Source organism: Nocardioides marmoribigeumensis (genome assembly GCF_031458325.1).
GTDB lineage: Bacteria > Actinomycetota > Actinomycetes > Propionibacteriales > Nocardioidaceae > Marmoricola_A > Marmoricola_A marmoribigeumensis.
This window is the reverse complement of sequence record NZ_JAVDYG010000001.1, coordinates 3,291,552-3,308,031: the sequence shown is the minus strand read 5'-3', so window position 1 is coordinate 3,308,031 and position 16,480 is coordinate 3,291,552. Positions and strand designations below refer to the sequence as shown.

Here is a 16,480-nt window from a genome sequence, read left to right as displayed (position 1 = left end):
GGGACCGGCAGCACGCCGGTCCCTCGGTCCGCGTCCGGACCAGTCTCCAGACCTCACCAGGGGGCCACCTGCCTTGCTGACCGACACCCTCCCCCACGCGACGCTGCGCCTGCCGGCCGACAGCTCGTTCCTCGCGGTGCTGCGCACCGCCACCTCCGGACTGGCCGCGCGGGTCAACTTCACCCTCGACGACATCGAGGACCTCCGCATCGCCGTCGACGAGGCCTGCGCCCTGCTCATCACGCAGGCGCGCGAGGGCGCCGACCTCGAGTGCGCGTTCTGGCTCGGCGAGGCCACCATCACCGTGCAGGTCAGCGCTCCGTGCGACGCGCCCGTCGCGCCGTCCCAGCAGGGTTTCGCCTGGACGGTGCTCTCGGCGCTGACCACCTCGCTGCGCGCGGACGTCGAGGGCGACCGACTGGTCATCCGGCTCTCGCGATCGGTGGGCCGCCACCCGTGACGAGCCAGACCGACGAGACCACGGACCTCGGGGACGAGGGTCCGGACCTCCACCAGCGGACCGCCGAGCTCTTCGCCCGCATGGGCACCGACGACGAGGTCGCCAAGGAGGTGGCCCGCAACGCCCTGGTCGAGCTGCACCTGCCGCTGGCGGAGTACCTCGCGCGACGCTTCGGCAACCGCGGCGAGCCCCACGAGGACCTCGTGCAGGTGGCGACCATCGGGCTGATCAAGGCGATCGACCGCTTCGACCTGGAGCGCGGGGTGGCGTTCTCCACCTACGCCACGCCGACGATCGTGGGCGAGATCAAGCGCCACTTCCGTGACCGCGGCTGGACCATCCGGGTGCCGCGTCGCCTGCAGGAGATCCAGTCGGTGATCAGCCAGGCGGTCTCCGACCTCGGCCAGGAGCTCGGCCGCTCCCCCACGGTCGCCGAGCTCGCCGCCAAGGTCGGGATGAGCCAGGAGGAGATCCTCGAGGGCCTGGAGTCGGCCAACGCCTACAGCCCCCTCAGCCTCGACGCCCCCGACCCCGCCGGTGAGGTCGGGGCGGTCATCGAGCAGCTCGGCGACTACGACGACGCGCTCAACGCGGTGGTCGACCGGGAGACGGTCAAGCCCCTGCTCGACGCGCTCGACGCCCGCTCCAAGCGCATCCTGCTGCTGCGGTTCTTCCGCAACATGACCCAGTCGCAGATCGCCGAGGAGCTCGGGATCTCGCAGATGCACGTCAGCCGGCTGCTCAGCCGCACGCTGTCGGACCTGCGCGCCAAGCTCGAGGAGAACCAGCCGGCCTGACGGTCGGGTTCACCGGTCGCGGGCGTCCTCGGTGTCGGCGGCGGCCAGGGCGGCGATCGAGTCGGGGTGGAAGATGCCGGCGAGCACGACCACCCCGACCAGGATCAGGGCGACGGCGACGTAGGTCGTGCCTCCGCCCCAGAAGCTGGTGGCGGTGAGCACCTGGATGAGCTGGGCCAGCACGACCGGCGACCGGGCCCACGAGCGCCGCCGGCGCAGGTTCCAGGCGCACCAGCCCAGCGCGGCGCCGTACAGCAGGAAGAACGCGACCGAGGTGACCCCCATCGCCATGCGCTCGCCGGAGAGGCTGGGCAGCAGCGAGAGGCCCTGGAGCACCAGCGCGAAGACCTCGAGGAAGGTCAGCGAGACCGCCACCGAGAGCGGCGGCGGCACAGCTCGAGGGGCGAGCTGGGAATCTTCCGGGGTGGTCGGACGTTGGTCTCCAGGCACGGTCACGAGCCTACGGGCCCAGGACCTGGCCATCCGTGTGATCAAACAGACCGGGCGCGCCCCTTGTGTGGGTCCGGCTTGATTGACACCATGGGCGTGTCAGAACTTGAACGATCTCATTCGAAATCGACAACCGACATGACGCGATCAAGCGCAGTCGGTTGTTTTCTTGCAGATCACAACGGGATTCGTGCAAGAACAGTCGGGCAGCGTGGGAGATCCCCGTGGCCGCCCGCACGCAGTCGAGCTAAGGAGCTTCCCGCCATGGATTGGCGTCACCGGTCCGCGTGTCTTGACGAGGACCCGGAGCTTTTCTTCCCCATCGGTAATTCCGGCCCGGCCATCCTCCAGATCGAGGAGGCCAAGCAGGTGTGCCGACGGTGCGAGGTCCGCGAGCAGTGTCTCGCCTGGGCCTTGGAAGCCGGCCAGGACCACGGTGTCTGGGGCGGGCTGAGCGAGGACGAGCGCCGGGCGCTCAAGCGCCGCAACGCCCGTGCCCGTGTGCGCGCCGGGGTCTGAGACCCGCCGCACCACACACCCCTACCCCCACCCTCAGCAGTGAGCACCCCCTTCGACCCGTCGGAGGGGGTGCTCGACGTTGCTCCGAGGTTCGCCCCGGACGACCCACGGACCCCCGACGTGGTCGCCCTCCTGGAGGACCACCTGGCACTGATGCGCTCGCTGTCGCCGCCCGAGGACGTCCACGCCCTCGACCTCGAGGGCCTGTGCCGGCCCTCGGTGGCGTTCTTCTCGGTCCGCCGTGGCGGGCTCCTGCTCGCCATCGGTGCGCTCGCCGATCTCGGCGAGGGCCACGGCGAGCTCAAGTCGATGCACACCCGCAGCGACCTGCGCCGGGCCGGTCTGGCGCGGCGGCTGCTGCGCCACCTGCTCGACGAGGCCCGTGCCCGCGGACTGCACCGGGTCAGCCTGGAGACCGGGCCCCAGCCGGAGTTCGGCCCGGCCCGGGCGCTCTACGCCTCGGAGGGGTTCGGCGAGTGCGGCCCGTTCGGGGCGTACGCCGAGAGCGCGTTCAGCACGTTCATGACCCGGGAGCTGTGAGGTCAGGACGGCAGGTCGGCCTCGACCCGGGCGACCGTCCCCCGCGGGTCGCCGGGACCCAGCGCGAAGGTCCCCCGCAGCTCGGTCTCCACCAGCGTGCGCACGATGGACAGCCCCAGGCTGGTGCTCTCGGGCGGCAGGCCCGCGGGCAGCCCCGCACCGTCGTCGCACACCTCGACCACCAGGTGGGCACCGGAACGGACCGCGCGCACCACCACCCGACCCGACCCGCCGCCGAAGGCGTGCTCCGCGGCGTTCTGCAGCAGCTCGGTCAGCACCATCGCGAGCGCGGTCGCGGCCTCGGCCGGCATCGTGCCGAAGCTGCCCTCCTGCACGACCTCGACCGAGCCGTCGGTGGAGAACACGTCGGCCAGCGCCTGGGCCAGTCCCGTGGCGACCTCGTCGAACTCCACCGACTCCTCCAGGGAGTGGCTCAGCGTCTCGTGCACGAGCGCGATCGAGCCCACCCGGCGCGTCGCCTCCTCCAGCGCCGCCCGGGCCTCGGGCACCGTCATCCGCCGGGCCTGGATGCGCAGCAGCGCGGCGACGGTCTGCAGGTTGTTCTTCACGCGGTGGTGGATCTCGCGGATCGTGGCGTCCTTGGTGATCAGGTCGCGGTCGCGGCTGCGCAGGTCGGTCACGTCGCGCACGAGCACGAGCGCGCCCTGGTGCTCGGGCGGCCCACCCGTCACGGGCGCCAGCAGCGGGATCGAGCGCACCACGAGCACGGTCGTCCCGTCGCCCAGCTCGGTCTCCCGGGCACGCCGCCCGCCCAGCACCGCCGAGATCGTCTCCTCGTCGGGCCGCCGCTCGGCCGGGATGAGGGCGCGGGTGGTCTCGGCGAGGTCGAGCCCGGCGAGGTCGGTGGTGAGCCCGAGCCTGCGGAACACCGACAGGGCGTTGGGGCTGGCGTAGGACACCCGGCCGGCCGCGGTCAGCCTCACGAACCCGTCCCCGACGCGGGCCCCCTCTCCCGAGGTGCTGCCGCCGCCCGGGAACGGGAAGAGCCCGGCGCCGATCATCGCGGTCAGCTCGGCGGCGGTGGAGAGGTAGGCCAGCTCCAGCCGTGAGGGCGTGCGGACCCCCAGCAGGTTGGTGGTGCGCGTGACCACCCCGAGGAGTCGGTCGCCGTGCCGGACCGGGATGGCCTCGACGCGGACGGGGACCGCGTCGCGCAGGTCGGGCCTGCCCTCGCGGACGACCCGACCGGTGCGCATGGCCTCCTCGAGCATGGGCCGGCCGCCGGTGACCACGTGCGAGCCGACGACGTCGTCGACGTACGCCGTGGGGCCGGTGGTCGGTCGCATCTGGGCGCCCGCCCACCACCCGTCGCCGTCCTTGTCGGGCAGCCAGAGCACCAGGTCGGCGAAGGCCAGGTCGGCGACGACCTGCCAGTCACCGAGCAGCAACGAGAGCCAGGCCAGGTCGCTCTCGTCGAGGTCGGTGTGCGCCCGCACCGCCTCGCTCACCGTTGCCACGTGATCAGCGTAGGAGACGGCCGGCCGCCGGGTAGGTTGCGCTCATGTCAGAGGCGAGCGTGACCAGCGACACCACCGGACAGACCCAGGACGCCGTCGAGGCGCACAGCGGCGCGCATGCCGTGGCGGCCGCCCAGGCGCACGGGGTGGACGTCCAGTTCACGCTCTCGGGCGCCCACGTCTTCCCGATGTACGACGGCGCGGTCAAGGCCGATCCCCCGATGCGGCTGCTCGACGTGCGCCACGAGCAGACCGCGGTCTTCGCCGCCGAGGCGGTCGGCAAGCTCACCCGGGTGCCGGGCCTGGCCGTCCTCACCGCGGGTCCGGGCATCACCAACGGCGTCAGCCCGATCACCCAGGCCCGCTTCAGCGGAGCGCCGCTGGTGGTCATCGGCGGCCGTGCCCCCGACAACCGTTGGGGCACCGGCAGCCTCCAGGAGCTCGACCACGTGCCGCTGGTGGCGTCGGTGACCAAGCACGCCGCCACCGTCCACGACGCCGCCGAGGTGGCCACCGAGGTCGACCGCGCCTTCACCCTCGCCCGCTCCAGCCACCGTGGCCCGGTCTTCCTCGACGTGCCGATGGACACCTTCTTCGGCTCGTCCTCGGTCGTGCGCCCGGACGCGCAGCCCACGCGCGGCGCGGACCCCGACCCCGACGCGCTGACCGAGGTCGCCGAGCTGCTGGCCCGGGCCGAGCGCCCGGTCCTGGTGGTCGGCAGCGACGTGTGGGCCGACGGCGCGGAGGAGGCTGCCCTGCGCCTGGTCGAGGGCGCCGGGCTGCCGGCCGTCACCAACGGGATGGGGCGCGGGATCGTCCCGGGCGGCCACCCGCTGCTGGTCACCAAGGCCCGGTCCCAGGCGCTCGGCACCAGCGACCTCGTGGTGGTGGTCGGCACCCCCCTGGACTTCCGCCTGTCCTACGGCTCGTTCGGGGGCAAGGACGGTGCGCCGGCCGCCAAGGTCGTGCACCTCGCCGACGCCGCCGACCAGGTGAGCCGGCACGCCGACCTCGCCGCGTCGGCGCACGGCGACCTCACCGCGGTCCTCGACGGCATCCACGAAGCGCTGACCCAGCAGCTCCGCACGCCCGACTGGTCCTCCTGGGTCACCTCGCTGCAGGACACCGTCGCGCAGGCCAACGAGCGCGACCGGGCGCTGCTCTCGGCCGAGGCCGACCCGGTGCACCCGGCACGGATCTACGGCGAGCTGCTCCCCCGCCTCGCCGACGACGCGGTCGTGATCGGGGACGGCGGCGACTTCGTCTCGTTCGCGGGCAAGTTCGTCGAGCCCAAGCGCCCCGGCGGCTGGCTCGACCCGGGCCCGTTCGGCTGCCTCGGCGCGGGCCTCGGCGCGGCGATCGGCGCCCGCGTCTCGCGGCCGTCCTCCCAGGTCTGCCTGCTGCTCGGCGACGGCGCCGCCGGCATGTCGCTGATGGACGTCGACACGCTCGTGCGCCACGACCTCCCGGTCGTGATGGTGATGGGCAACAACGCCGCCTGGGCGCTGGAGAAGGGCCCGATGCAGATGCTCTACGGCTACGACGTGATCGCCGACCTCGCGCCCCGCACCCGCTACGACCAGGTGGTCACCGCCCTCGGCGGTGCGGGCGAGATGGTGACCGACCCCGAGCAGATCGGGCCGGCCCTCGACCGTGCCTTCGACGCGGGCGTCCCCTACCTGGTCAACGTGATCACCGACGTGGACGCGACCTACCCGCGCAACACGTTCGGGATCTAGCCCGGCTCAGCCCAGGCGCGCGAGGAACCGCTCGGGGTCGACCGCGACGCGGGTGACCTCGCCCTGCCCGACCAGCCGGCCCCGGGCGTCGGTGGCCTCGACCGCGAACCGCAGCAGACGTCCGTCGCGGTGGCTCACGCTCGCGCTCACCCGCACCTGCTCACCCACCCCGCTCGCCGCGAGGTGCTCGAGGGCGACCCGCGTGCCGACGGTGGTGGTGCCGTCCAGCGTGCCCTCGACCGCCGCGCAGGTGGCCGCCTCGAGCCAGGCGAGCAGCCGCGGGGTGGCGAGCACGGGCAGGTCGCCCGACCCCAGCGCCGCCGCGGTGTCGTCGTCGGTCACGGTGAAGGTCAAGGTGGCGGCCGGCTCGTTGCTCATGGTCCCGATCATGCCGGTTCGCGCCAGGCCGATCGGTTTGCGACAATGGCGGGCGAACCTGCAGACCTCACGAGGAGTCACCATGGGCAAGACCGGACGCAAGCGCCGCGCGCGCAAGAAGAAGGGCGCGAACCACGGCAAGCGCCCCAACGCCTGAGCTCCCGCTCAGCGCCGTCACAGGCACAGACACCACGAGGCCCCGGCTGAGCCGGGGCCTCGTCGTACGTCGGGATGGGTCAGGTGCGGCGTCAGGTGCGGTGCGTCTCGGTGACCGTCACCGACTGGGTGAGGGTGACCTGGCCGGTCTCGTCGGAGACGTGGACCTGGCGGATCGAGACCCGCACCCGCTCACGCAGCTCCTCGGGGGCGGTCTCGCAGCAGGACCGGGCGACCAGCGCCTTGACCGAGCGCTCCACGTCGTAGTCGGCCAGGCAGGGGCCGCAGTCGTCGAGGTGCTGCTGGATGGTGGCGCAGTCGGCGTCGTCGAGCTCGTTGTCGACGAAGAAGACCAGGCGAGCCAGGATCTCGGCGCAGCCGCCGCCACCGGCGCCACAGGGACCATCGAGGGGCCCGTCGAGCGGGTCGTTCGTCGCGCTCATGAGGCCGCTCCCGTCTCCACTCGCATGCCGCGCTCGCGAGCGTAGTCGGAGAGCTTCTCGCGGAGCTGGCGACGCCCCCGGTGCAGCCGCGACATCACGGTGCCGATGGGCGTGTCCATGATCTCGGCGATCTCCTTGTAGGGGAACCCCTCCACGTCGGCGAGATAGACCGCGAGGCGGAAGTCCTCGGGCAGCTGGGAGAGCGCGTCCTTGACGTCGGAGTCGGGCAGGTGCTCCAGCGCCTCCATCTCGGCGGACTTGAGGCCGCCGGAGGTGTGGGACTCGGCGCGGTGCAGCTGCCAGTCCTCGACCTGCTCGTCCATCGACGTCTGCGGCTCCCGCTGCTTCTTGCGGTAGCTGTTGATGAACGTGTTGGTGAGGATGCGGTAGAGCCAGGCCTTGAGGTTGGTGCCGGGCTTGAACTGGTGGAACGAGGCGTAGGCCTTGGCGAACGTCTCCTGGACCAGGTCCTCGGCGTCGGTCGGGTTGCGCGTCATGCGCATCGCCGCGGCGTAGAGCTGGTCGAGGAACGGCAGCGCGTCGCGCTCGAAGCGCGCGGTGCGCTCCTCGGGGGTCTCGGTGGCCGGATCGGGCAGATCCGGCGTCTCAGGCGTGTCAGGCATCGCCTCCCAGCCTACCGGGAGCGTGCGCAGCGGCAGACCGTCAGCGACCCGCCCACGCGGGAGGGGTGGCAGCAGGGTGGTCGAGGTCACGGAGGCAGAACACCTCAGCGGCTGCCGGGATTCCCGACCACCTCGCGCACGACGAACTCCAGCGTCGCCTCGGTCACCACCAGGAGCGCCTCCTCCTGGGTCACCTCGGCCCGCGCCGGGACCTTGAGGCCGTGGTCGGCCTCGGGGACGATCGTCAGCTGCACCTGCTCGGGGAACTCCTCGGGCAGCCCCATCGCGTCGCGCTCCCCCTGGACCACCAGCCGGGGCACGTGGACGCCGAGGAGCTCCTCGACCCGCGACCTCGCCGGGCGGCCGGGCGGGTGGAGCGGGAAGGACAGCCCGAGGTAGCCCGACGCCCCGAGGTGGTGGGCCGTGCGGGCGGCGGACCGGGCACCGGCGCTGCGGCCGCCGAGCACCAGCGGCGTGCGGATCCGGAGCTGGTCGACCGCCGCGACGAACGCCTCATCGAGCAGGCGCGGGGCCGGGGCGATGCGCTTGCCGGCCACGCGCCACGGCTGCTCGACCCGGACCACCGTGATGCCCTCGCGGGGCAGCGCCCGGGCCAGTGCCTCGAGGTCGCGCGCGTCCACGCCTCCCCCGGCCCCGTGGCCCAGGACGAGCGTGGCGACCGGGTGGCGCGAGCGGTCGGTGTGCAGCCGGGCGGTGCCCTGGGGGGTGGCGACCTCGCGGACGGTGGTCACGGTGCCGCCGGGACGTCGGGGACGCCGTCGGGCACGTCGTCGAGCGGCAGCGGCTCCACGAGCTCGGGCCCGTTGTTGCGGACGGCGTTGACCGCCGTGGAGACCGGGTAGGCCTCCAGCCGCCCGGGTGCCGCCGGCACCAGGAGCCCGGTGAGGTCGTCGGTCGCGGTGCGCTCGGGGTCGAGCCAGTCGGCCCAGCGGTCGCGCTCGACCAGCATCGGCATGCGGTCGTGGATCACCCCGACCTCGTCCTCGGCCTCGGTGGTGAGGACCGTGCAGGTCCACAGGAAGCGGGTCGGGTCGTCATCGGCCTTGTCCTTGTCGCGCCAGATCTCGTAGAGCCCCGCCATCGCCAGCGACGAGCCGTCCTTGGGCCGGATGAAGAACGGCTGCTTGAGCGGCTTGCCCGACCGGCCGACCTGGGAGGTGGGGTACCACTCGTAGTAGCCGTCGGCCGGCAGCAGGCAGCGCCGCTTGGCGAAGGCCTGGCGGTAGGCCGGCTTCTCCGCGACGGTCTCCGTGCGGGCGTTGATCATGCGGCTGCCGATCTTGGGGTCCTTGGCCCAGAACGGCACCAGCCCCCAGGTCAGCACGCGCAGGTCGCGCGGTCCGTCGGGACGGGTCAGCACGGCGTACACCGACTTGGTGGGAGCGACGTTGTAGTCGGGGGCGAGCGGCTCGGGCACGGACTCGGCGGCCCGCGCCCGGTCGATCTCGAACTCCTCGGCGAGGTCCTCGGGCTTGCGGCTCGAGGCGTAGCGACCACACATGACGCCCACCCTAGGTGGACGAGGCGACCCCGGCGATCATCGTCTCCACGGCCCAGCTGATGTCGGCCACGGTCTTGTCGTCGGGGTGCGAGGGGCTGCTGATGTGGCTGAGCACCAGGCGCACCACCGACTCCAGGGCGACCATCAGCCGGTCGTCGTCGAGCGGGAAGTCCGGGTAGCCGGACCGCACCAGCTCGAAGAGGAACTCGGTGGCCCGGTCGACCAGGTCGCGCGACTGCAGGATGATCGGCAGCAGCTCGCTGTCGCCGGAGTGGGTCGCGTCGAGCACCGTGCGCAGCAGGTCGTTCGTGCGGGCGGTGGTCAGCGCCCCGTCGACCGCGGCGGTGATCGCGTCGCCGAACTCGGTCTCGGCGGTGAAGCGCTGCGCCACCACGTCGAGGAAGACGCCGAGCTCGCGCAGGACCAGCTGCTCGGCCAGCGCGTGCTTGGTGCCGAACTCGTTGTAGACCGTCTGCCGGCTCACCCCGGCGCGGTCGGCGACCCTGGCCATCGTGAGCTTGCGCCAGCCGTCGAGGGCGAACGCCGCCTCCGCCGCGTCGAGCAGGCGGTCGCGGAGCATCGTGCGCACGGCGGCGCGATAGGGCTGGTCGGTCACGTCGCCACTGTCGCAGGCACCGCCACATCGGGGTCGGCGAGCAGGGCGGGGTCGACGACCGCGCGCTGCCCGACCAGGGTGCGGGCGTGCCGGATGTCGCGGGCACGGCCCACCCCGACGGCCCCACGCAGCACCCCGTCGCGGAGGAAGAACGCGACCCACGCCGCTCCCTCGTCGCCGCTGGGCGTGCCGCGGAGCACGAGGTCGTCGGCCGGGTCCGGCCAGCCGGTGACCTGGAGGTTGAGGGAGTACTGGTCGCTCCAGGCCCAGGGCACCTCGTCGAAGTCCGCCGGCAGCGGGTCGCCGGCCAGGTCGGCGGCCAGCGCCCGCCCGACGGCGGTGCCGTGGTTCTGGGCGGCCTGCCAGTGCTCGGCCCGCTGCACGCCCTCGACGTACGACGAGGGGCGGAGCGTGAGGTCGCCGGCGGCCCAGACCCCGGGGACCGAGGTGCGCCCGGCGTGGTCGACCACGACCCCGGCGCGGTCCGGGCCCACGTCGAGGCCGGCCGAGTCGGCCAGCGTGAGGTCGGGGGCGAGCCCCACGGCGACGACGACCAGCGCGGCGGACCAGGCGCGCCCGTCGACGGACCCGAGGAGCACCTCGCGGCCGGTGTCGAGCACCTTGGCGACGTCGACACCGGTCTCGAGCGTGACCCCGCGCGAGCGGTGGAGGTCGGCGTAGACCTCGCCCAGCGCCGGCGGGAGGAGCCGGGGAAGCGGCAGCGCCGCGGACTCGAGCAGGACGACCTCGAGACCGCGTTCGTGCAGGCCGGCGGCGATCTCGGCACCCACGAGGCCGGCGCCGACCACGACGACGCGGTCGGCGGACGGGTCGTCCAGCGCCCTGGTCAGCCGCTCGGCGTCCGCCGCGGTGCGCAGGGTGTGGACGAGCGGCGAGGGGTCCAGGCCGGGGAGCAGCCGGGCGGTGCCGCCAGTGGCCAGCACGAGCCGCGACCAGCCCAGGCGCTCACCGGTGTCGAGCACCACCTCACGGGACCCGGGCACGACCGCGGTCACCCGGACGCCGCGCCGCAGGTCGACCCCCTGCTCGGCGTACCACTCCTCGGGCTTGACCAGCACCTGGTCGAGGGTCTGGGTGCCGCGGACCAGTCCCTTGGAGACCGTCGGCCGACGGTAGGGCAGGACCGGCTCGTCACCGACCAGGCCCAGCGGACCGGCGTAGCCCTCGGCGCGGAGCGAGGCGACCGCGGACACCCCGGCGATCCCGGCGCCGACGACGACGACGCTCACGGGACCGGCTCGAAGTCCTGCTGCTCGCGCACCCCGCAGTCGGGGCACGGCCAGTCCTCGTCGACCTGGTCGAACGGCGTGCCGGGCGGCCACCCCTCGCGGGGGGCGCCGGCCTGCTCGTCGTAGACATAGCCGCAGCTGGGGCAGCGGAAGCGGGCCATCAGGCGGCGCGCTCCGAGGAGGCCCGCGTGCCGTAGCGGGCGAGGTACTTCTCGGCCTTGCGCGGCTGCAGGTTGACGCGGGTGAGATCGCCGTCGTAGTGCGCGACGACGCGGGGGTCCATCACCTTGCGCCACACCGCGGGGACCCACGTCAGGACGATCATCCCGGCGTAGCCGGTCGGCAGGACGGGCGCCTCGGGGAAGTCACGCAGCGCCTGGTAGCGCCGGGTCGGGTTGGCGTGGTGGTCGCTGTGGCGCTGCAGGTGGTAGAGCAGCACGTTGGTGCCGATGTTGTTGCTGTTCCAGCTGTGGCTGGGGTTGACCCGCTCGTAGCGGCCCTTCTCGTTCTTCTGCCGCTTCATGCCGTAGTGCTCGAGGAAGTTGACCGACTCCAGCAGCCAGATGCCGACGAGGGCCTGCACGACCAGGAAGGGCAGGAGCTCCGCGCCGAACAGCGCCACCATCGAGCCCCACAGCACCGCGGTCATCGCCCAGGCGTTGAGCACGTCGTTGCGCAGGGTCCAGGGCGACCGGCCCAGCCGGGCGAAGCGCTTGGTCTCCAGGCCCCACGCGCTGCGCAGGCTGCCGGCCATGGTGCGCGGGAGGAAGCCCCAGATGGTCTCGCCCATCCGCGAGCTGGCGGGGTCCTCGGGGGTCGCGACGCGGACGTGGTGGCCGCGGTTGTGCTCGATGTAGAAGTGGCCGTACGCCGTCTGGGCGAGGCAGATGCGGGCGAACCAGCGCTCGTGGGACTCCTTCTTGTGGCCCAGCTCGTGCGCGGTGTTGATCGCGATGCCGGCGACCATGCCGACGCTGAGGGCCATGCCGAGCTTGTCGACCCAGTCGTACTGCGGCTGGCCGAGCATCCAGCAGGTCCAGACGAACACGGCGTACTGCAGCGGGATGAAGGCGTAGGTCACCCAGCGGTAGTAGCGGTCGTTCTCGAGCTGCTCGATCACCTCGTCCGGGGGGTTGTTGGGGTCGATGCCGACCAGCAGGTCGATCAGCGGGATGACGCCGAAGACGAACAACGGCCCGAAGAACCAGAAGGCGTCGAGCCCGGTCAGCCGCACCAGGCCCCAGGCCATCACCGGGACCATCGGGATGATCGCGCCGAGCAGCCAGGCGTAGCGCTTGGTGTCGCGCCACTCCTGCGTCGGGGCGCCGGCCTCCCGGGCCGCTCCGAGGGGTGCTCCTGCAGACATCGCCATCGACGTCTCCTTCGTCCGGGGGACCGGTGGACCGGCCCGAAGTTTACAGAACCCTAGGGTTTGTCAATCTGCTTGGCAAGACCCCTCTCGTTGTCCAATCTCGTGTCCCCGGTCACGCCGCGCTCGGGGAAACCCTGATTTTTTTCCGCAGATCCGCGTCACGACCCGGCCGGTGCGCCGTCCCCTCCATGCCGGCACCCCTCCGGTCGCGTCCTGGGAGCGCGACGGGCGAGGCGCCGGGAGCTGAGAACGAGAGGGAGCGCGGTGCCCGCACCCGGCTGTGACCGGGACCGGGGGACGCGACGGGAAGGAGGAGACATGGCCCACCTGCCGGTCTTCGACCCGTCGTCCTCACCGCTCAGCGGGCCGACGAGGGGTCGGCGGGCGCGCTTCCTCCGTTCCCGGCAGTCCCCGGCCGGCCGGGAGCTCACCGCGCAGGAACGTGCCGGTGTCCCGCGAGGGTTCGAGGCCGTGGCCGAGTGCCTGGTCGCCGGGGACGACGCCGCCCCGGCCGCGGCCGAGGCCGGGCGCACGCTGGCCGCCGACGGCGCCTCCCTGGGAGAAACGCTGTCGGGCCTGCGCACCTGCACCACGCTGCTCGGGCTGGGAGACCCGACGTACGACGTCACCGAGGCGATCGCCACCGCGTGGAGCGAGGCCACGCTGGCCTTCCTCGGCGACGTCTCGTGCGAGGACCCGCTGACCGGGCTGGCCAGCGCCGCCCACCTGCGGGCCCGGCTGGAGGAGATCTACCGGGCCGCCGACCTGGTGGGCGCCTCCATCCGGACCAGCCACGCCCTGCTGGTCGCCGACGCCGGCGACCTCTCGCTCTCACCGATCGACCACGTGGGGATCGACCCGTTCGCGCATGCACTGACCTTGGCCGGGGTGGCCGAGGCGGTGCGCAGCGTCTTTCCTGGGGAGGAGACGCTGGCACGCGTGGGTCACGGCAAGGTCGTCGCCCTGGTGCGCCGCCCGGCGCACCTGGGCGCGACCGTCGTCGAGCTCCGCACGCTGCTGCACGACCTGGGGTTCCCGCGCACGCGGATCTGGGTGGAGGCCCTGCCCGACGACGCCGAGATGGCCGCGCAGGCGCTGGCCGGTCTCGCCCTCCTGGGGAGGTGACCTGGTGACCTGGCCCGAAATGACCAGGTCATCTGCTCGAACGGGTCAACTGAGGGGATTTTCCAGACCTGCCCCACACCGACCGTCCCGGTATATCGTGACGGTGTCCGAACCTGTCCGAATAGGGCGAGTTTGACCCTCGACCGGAGTCCTGAGTGGCCTGACCTGTCATGACCGAGCTGTTGTCGCCCCATGAGGCACCCGGCGACGCCGAGCTGATCACCGCCGTCCGCGGCGGGGACACCGAGGCGTACGGGGTCCTCTACGCGCGCCACGTCGACGCTGCCCGCCGCCTGGCCCGGCAGCTGCTGCGCGGCGCCGATGCCGACGACCTGGTCTCGGAGGCCTTCACCAAGGTGATGGCCCTGCTGCAGGCCGGACACGGGCCGGACATCGCCTTCCGCGCCTACCTGCTCACCGCGATCCGACGCCTGCACGTCGACCGCATCCGTGGTCAGTCGCGCCTGACCACCTCCGACGACATGACGGACTTCGACCCCGGCGTGCCGTTCCGGGACACCGCCGTGGAGCAGTTCGAGAGCGGGGCCGCCGCCAAGGCGTTCGCCTCGCTGCCCGAGCGGTGGCAGGTCGTGCTGTGGCACCTGGAGGTCGAGGGCCAGAAGCCGGCCGACATCGCTCCCCTGCTGGGCATGAGCCCCAACTCGGTCTCGGCGCTGGCCTACCGCGCCCGTGAGGGCCTGCGCCAGGCCTTCCTCACCGCCCACCTCAGCGCCTCTGCCGAGGCCGACTGCCAGTGGGTGGCCGAGAATCTCGGCGGCTACGTCCGCAGCGGCCTGTCGCGCCGCGACGCCGGCAAGGTCGACCGGCACCTCCAGGAGTGCCGCTCCTGCACCGCGATGTACCTCGAGCTGGCCGAGGTGAACTCCAACCTGGCCGGGATCATCGCGCCGCTGCTGCTCGGGACGCTCGGCGCGGGCTACCTCGCCAGCGGCGCCGGGGCCACCGGCAGCGGCATCGTCCTGCTGCTCGACCGCGCCAAGGACGCCGTCCTGGGCAACGGCGTCGCCAGCGCCGCGACCGCCGCCGCTGCCGCCGGGGTCGCCGCCGCAGCGGTCGCCACGGCGCTCATCGTGGGCGGCGGTCCGGAGAAGCAGGTCGCGGCCGACCCCACCCCCACCCCGACCAGCACACCGACCTCCACCGCTCCGTCCGCGCCGACCGTCCCCGGCCGCAGGCCGTCCTCGCAGCGCTCGGCGCTGCCCCTGGTGCCCCCGGCCTCCGTGGTGGCCGACATCTCGCTCAGCCCCTCGACGTCCTCGTCGACCACGGCTCCGGTCGAGATGGCCGGGGCCGACATCCGCGTGGTGCGGGCCGAGATCTCCGGCGACTCCCTGGTCGTCGGCGTGACCGGGATGCCCGCCGACGCCCGGAGCGCCACCCTGGCCCTGGGCTCGTCCAGCGGGCTCACCTCGTTCGCGGTCCAGGACGGGGTCTGCACCGTGACCAGCGGCTCGACGAGCACCGCCGACTGCGCCGCGATGTCCGCCGCGGCCCGGTCCGTGGGCAGCGGCTCGGCCCGGTCCGCAGGCCAGGTCGTGGCCCGCGACGCGGCCACCGGCGACGAGACCTGGACGCTCCCGCTGAGCTATCCCGACGACCTCACCGAGGACTCCCTCACCCTCACCGTGAGCGTGCCGGGCTACAGCGTCACCGACCCCTCCCTGGCCACCGCCGGGCTCACCTTCCGGCCCGCCCGGTCGACCCCGACCGACGAGCCGTCGCAGACCGCCACCGAGTCGCCGACCGACGAACCGTCCGAGACCGCCACCGAGTCCCCCACCGACGAGCCCTCCGAGACCGCCACCGAGTCCCCCACCGACGAGCCCTCCGAGACCGCCACCGAGTCCCCCACCGACGAACCGTCCGAGACCGCCACCGAGTCCCCCACCGACGAACCGTCCGAGACGCCGTCCGAGACGCCCTCCGAGACGCCCTCCGAGACGCCGTCCGAGACGCCGTCCGAGACCCCGACCGAGACCCCGCCTGCCGACGGTCGCGACATCTCGCTGTCGATCGACAAGAGTCGCGACCGGCGCAGCTTCGTCGTGCGCGTCGACGACGTCCCCGTGGCCGGCAGACGGGCGCCCCTGGTCCTCGACTTCGAGAAGAGCCGCGACATCGACCTGAGCACCTCCACCCGCGAGTGCGCCTGGTCCGACGACAGCACCACCCGCCTGGTCTGCGACACCGACGGCAACCACGCCGAGGTGGTGATCTCCGCCGACCCGACCCTGCTGGACGAGGACCTCGACGGTGATGACGACGAGGTGACGATCACCGTCACGGCCTCGCTGCTCGGCGAGACCGACCCCGACACCTCCGACAACTCCGCGACCGTGCGCATCGACGGCGACGGCATCCTCGACATCGACGGCGTGCTCCAGCGGGTGCGCGGGGTGCTCGCGCGCGGCGTCCGCGCGGCGACGACCTCGACCACCCGACCGGCCCCGAAGAACCTGTCGCCGGCGACCCCGAGCACCCGACCCAGCACACCCGTGTCCGCACCGACGGTCGGCAGCCCGACCACGCGTCCCACCACGCGTCCCACCACGGCGCCGACCCGGCCCGCCCCGTCGGTCACGGCGCCCACGCGCACGCCGTCGGCACCGGTGACCAGCGCCCCGGTCAAGGTGCCCGCACCGACCCTGCCCTCCGTCGGGGCGAGCCTGCCGGCGCTGCCCCACCCGACGGCGGTGCTCGGCGCGGTGACCTCGCCGCTGCGCTCCCCGCTCGTCGCGCCACGCCCGACCACGAGCACCAGCACGAGCACGGAGAAGAGCGCGGCCAAGGACCAGGGCAAGGCCAAGGCCAAGGCCAAGGACAAGGGCAAGCCGGGGCACGCCTTTGCCAAGGGGCACGACAAGGCGGACCACAAGTCCGGCAACACGTCCGCCAACAAGTCCGGCAAGGGGCCCGGCCGTGGCGGCGGCAAGGCCACCCACGCCTCCCACCGCCACCGTCACCGCTGAGCGCCCACCGCCGGCCGGTCGG

The 16,480-nt window shown here is 73.1% G+C and carries 19 protein-coding genes; 8 read left to right on the top strand and 11 right to left on the bottom strand.

Going from position 1 to position 16,480, the window contains the following annotated elements:
* The first annotated feature begins 73 nt into the window (after positions 1–73).
* Together J2S63_RS15780 and J2S63_RS15775 are read left to right on the top strand one after the other, a co-directional pair.
* A complete protein-coding gene (locus tag J2S63_RS15780) occupies positions 74–460 on the top strand; it encodes an ATP-binding protein (protein ID WP_310304149.1) in 387 nt (128 codons plus the stop codon).
* Positions 457–1,257, top strand: a complete 801-nt coding sequence (locus J2S63_RS15775) for an RNA polymerase sigma factor SigF (RefSeq protein ID WP_310304147.1) — start codon at positions 457–459, stop codon at positions 1,255–1,257. The genes J2S63_RS15780 and J2S63_RS15775 overlap by 4 nt, the downstream gene beginning before the upstream one ends.
* Before the next feature lie 9 nt (positions 1,258–1,266).
* Here the strand turns inward: J2S63_RS15775 and J2S63_RS15770 are convergent, their stop codons facing one another.
* Entirely contained in the window at positions 1,267–1,650 is a 384-nt protein-coding gene (locus tag J2S63_RS15770; RefSeq protein WP_310304142.1) for a hypothetical protein, read from the bottom strand.
* Positions 1,651–1,971: 321 nt separating this feature from the next.
* On the opposite strand from J2S63_RS15770, the gene J2S63_RS15765 reads away from it, so the two are divergent.
* Positions 1,972–2,226 carry a WhiB family transcriptional regulator gene (locus tag J2S63_RS15765; protein WP_310304140.1) on the top strand — a complete coding sequence of 85 codons (255 nt, stop codon included), beginning with the start codon at positions 1,972–1,974 and terminating at the stop codon, positions 2,224–2,226.
* A gap of 39 nt (positions 2,227–2,265) precedes the next feature.
* Positions 2,266–2,766, top strand: a complete 501-nt coding sequence (locus J2S63_RS15760) for a GNAT family N-acetyltransferase (RefSeq protein WP_310304138.1) — start codon at positions 2,266–2,268, stop codon at positions 2,764–2,766.
* A 2-nt stretch (positions 2,767–2,768) separates the two neighbouring features.
* Here the strand turns inward: J2S63_RS15760 and J2S63_RS15755 are convergent, their stop codons facing one another.
* Positions 2,769–4,244: a sensor histidine kinase gene (locus tag J2S63_RS15755; protein ID WP_310304135.1), complete on the bottom strand. Its 1,476-nt coding sequence runs from the start codon at positions 4,242–4,244 to the stop codon at positions 2,769–2,771.
* Between the two features lie 44 nt (positions 4,245–4,288).
* Here J2S63_RS15755 and J2S63_RS15750 point away from each other — a divergent pair, with 44 nt between their 5' ends.
* The gene (locus J2S63_RS15750) at positions 4,289–5,983 is read left to right on the top strand and encodes an acetolactate synthase (protein WP_310304133.1); all 1,695 of its coding nucleotides are present in this window, start codon (positions 4,289–4,291) and stop codon (positions 5,981–5,983) included.
* 6 nt (positions 5,984–5,989) lie between these two features.
* Here J2S63_RS15750 and J2S63_RS15745 read toward each other — a convergent pair whose 3' ends face one another.
* On the bottom strand, positions 5,990–6,361 hold the full coding sequence (locus J2S63_RS15745; protein ID WP_310304129.1) for a thioesterase family protein: 372 nt from the start codon (positions 6,359–6,361) through the stop codon (positions 5,990–5,992).
* Between the two features lie 82 nt (positions 6,362–6,443).
* On the opposite strand from J2S63_RS15745, the gene J2S63_RS21335 reads away from it, so the two are divergent.
* Complete coding sequence (locus J2S63_RS21335; protein ID WP_369759046.1) at positions 6,444–6,518, top strand: 50S ribosomal protein bL37; 75 nt, start codon at positions 6,444–6,446, stop codon at positions 6,516–6,518.
* 91 nt (positions 6,519–6,609) lie between these two features.
* Here the strand turns inward: J2S63_RS21335 and rsrA are convergent, their stop codons facing one another.
* The 8 genes from rsrA to J2S63_RS15700 all read right to left on the bottom strand — a co-directional run bounded on the left by rsrA (position 6,610) and on the right by J2S63_RS15700 (position 12,343).
* Positions 6,610–6,960, bottom strand: a complete 351-nt coding sequence (gene rsrA, locus J2S63_RS15735) for a mycothiol system anti-sigma-R factor (protein WP_310304124.1) — start codon at positions 6,958–6,960, stop codon at positions 6,610–6,612.
* Positions 6,957–7,583, bottom strand: a complete 627-nt coding sequence (locus J2S63_RS15730; RefSeq protein WP_310304121.1) for a sigma-70 family RNA polymerase sigma factor — start codon at positions 7,581–7,583, stop codon at positions 6,957–6,959. Before J2S63_RS15730 ends, rsrA begins: the two co-directional genes overlap by 4 nt.
* 104 nt (positions 7,584–7,687) lie before the next feature.
* Entirely contained in the window at positions 7,688–8,335 is a 648-nt protein-coding gene (locus tag J2S63_RS15725; RefSeq protein ID WP_310304118.1) for an alpha/beta hydrolase family protein, read from the bottom strand.
* Positions 8,332–9,105 carry an SOS response-associated peptidase gene (locus J2S63_RS15720; protein ID WP_310304116.1) on the bottom strand — a complete coding sequence of 258 codons (774 nt, stop codon included), beginning with the start codon at positions 9,103–9,105 and terminating at the stop codon, positions 8,332–8,334. Before J2S63_RS15720 ends, J2S63_RS15725 begins: the two co-directional genes overlap by 4 nt.
* A 10-nt stretch (positions 9,106–9,115) precedes the next feature.
* Positions 9,116–9,721 (bottom strand): TetR/AcrR family transcriptional regulator, encoded by a 606-nt coding sequence (locus J2S63_RS15715; RefSeq protein WP_310304114.1) that lies wholly within the window; start codon positions 9,719–9,721, stop codon positions 9,116–9,118.
* Entirely contained in the window at positions 9,718–10,971 is a 1,254-nt protein-coding gene (locus tag J2S63_RS15710) for an NAD(P)/FAD-dependent oxidoreductase (protein WP_310304112.1), read from the bottom strand. The genes J2S63_RS15715 and J2S63_RS15710 overlap by 4 nt, the downstream gene beginning before the upstream one ends.
* Positions 10,968–11,132 (bottom strand): rubredoxin, encoded by a 165-nt coding sequence (locus tag J2S63_RS15705; protein WP_310304110.1) that lies wholly within the window; start codon positions 11,130–11,132, stop codon positions 10,968–10,970. The genes J2S63_RS15710 and J2S63_RS15705 overlap by 4 nt, the downstream gene beginning before the upstream one ends.
* Complete coding sequence (locus J2S63_RS15700; RefSeq protein WP_310304108.1) at positions 11,132–12,343, bottom strand: alkane 1-monooxygenase; 1,212 nt, start codon at positions 12,341–12,343, stop codon at positions 11,132–11,134. The genes J2S63_RS15705 and J2S63_RS15700 overlap by 1 nt, the downstream gene beginning before the upstream one ends.
* A 318-nt stretch (positions 12,344–12,661) precedes the next feature.
* Here J2S63_RS15700 and J2S63_RS15695 point away from each other — a divergent pair, with 318 nt between their 5' ends.
* Positions 12,662–13,468, top strand: a complete 807-nt coding sequence (locus J2S63_RS15695) for a hypothetical protein (protein ID WP_310304107.1) — start codon at positions 12,662–12,664, stop codon at positions 13,466–13,468.
* 170 nt (positions 13,469–13,638) lie between these two features.
* Entirely contained in the window at positions 13,639–16,458 is a 2,820-nt protein-coding gene (locus J2S63_RS15690; protein ID WP_310304104.1) for a sigma-70 family RNA polymerase sigma factor, read from the top strand.
* Positions 16,459–16,480 lie beyond the last annotated feature (22 nt).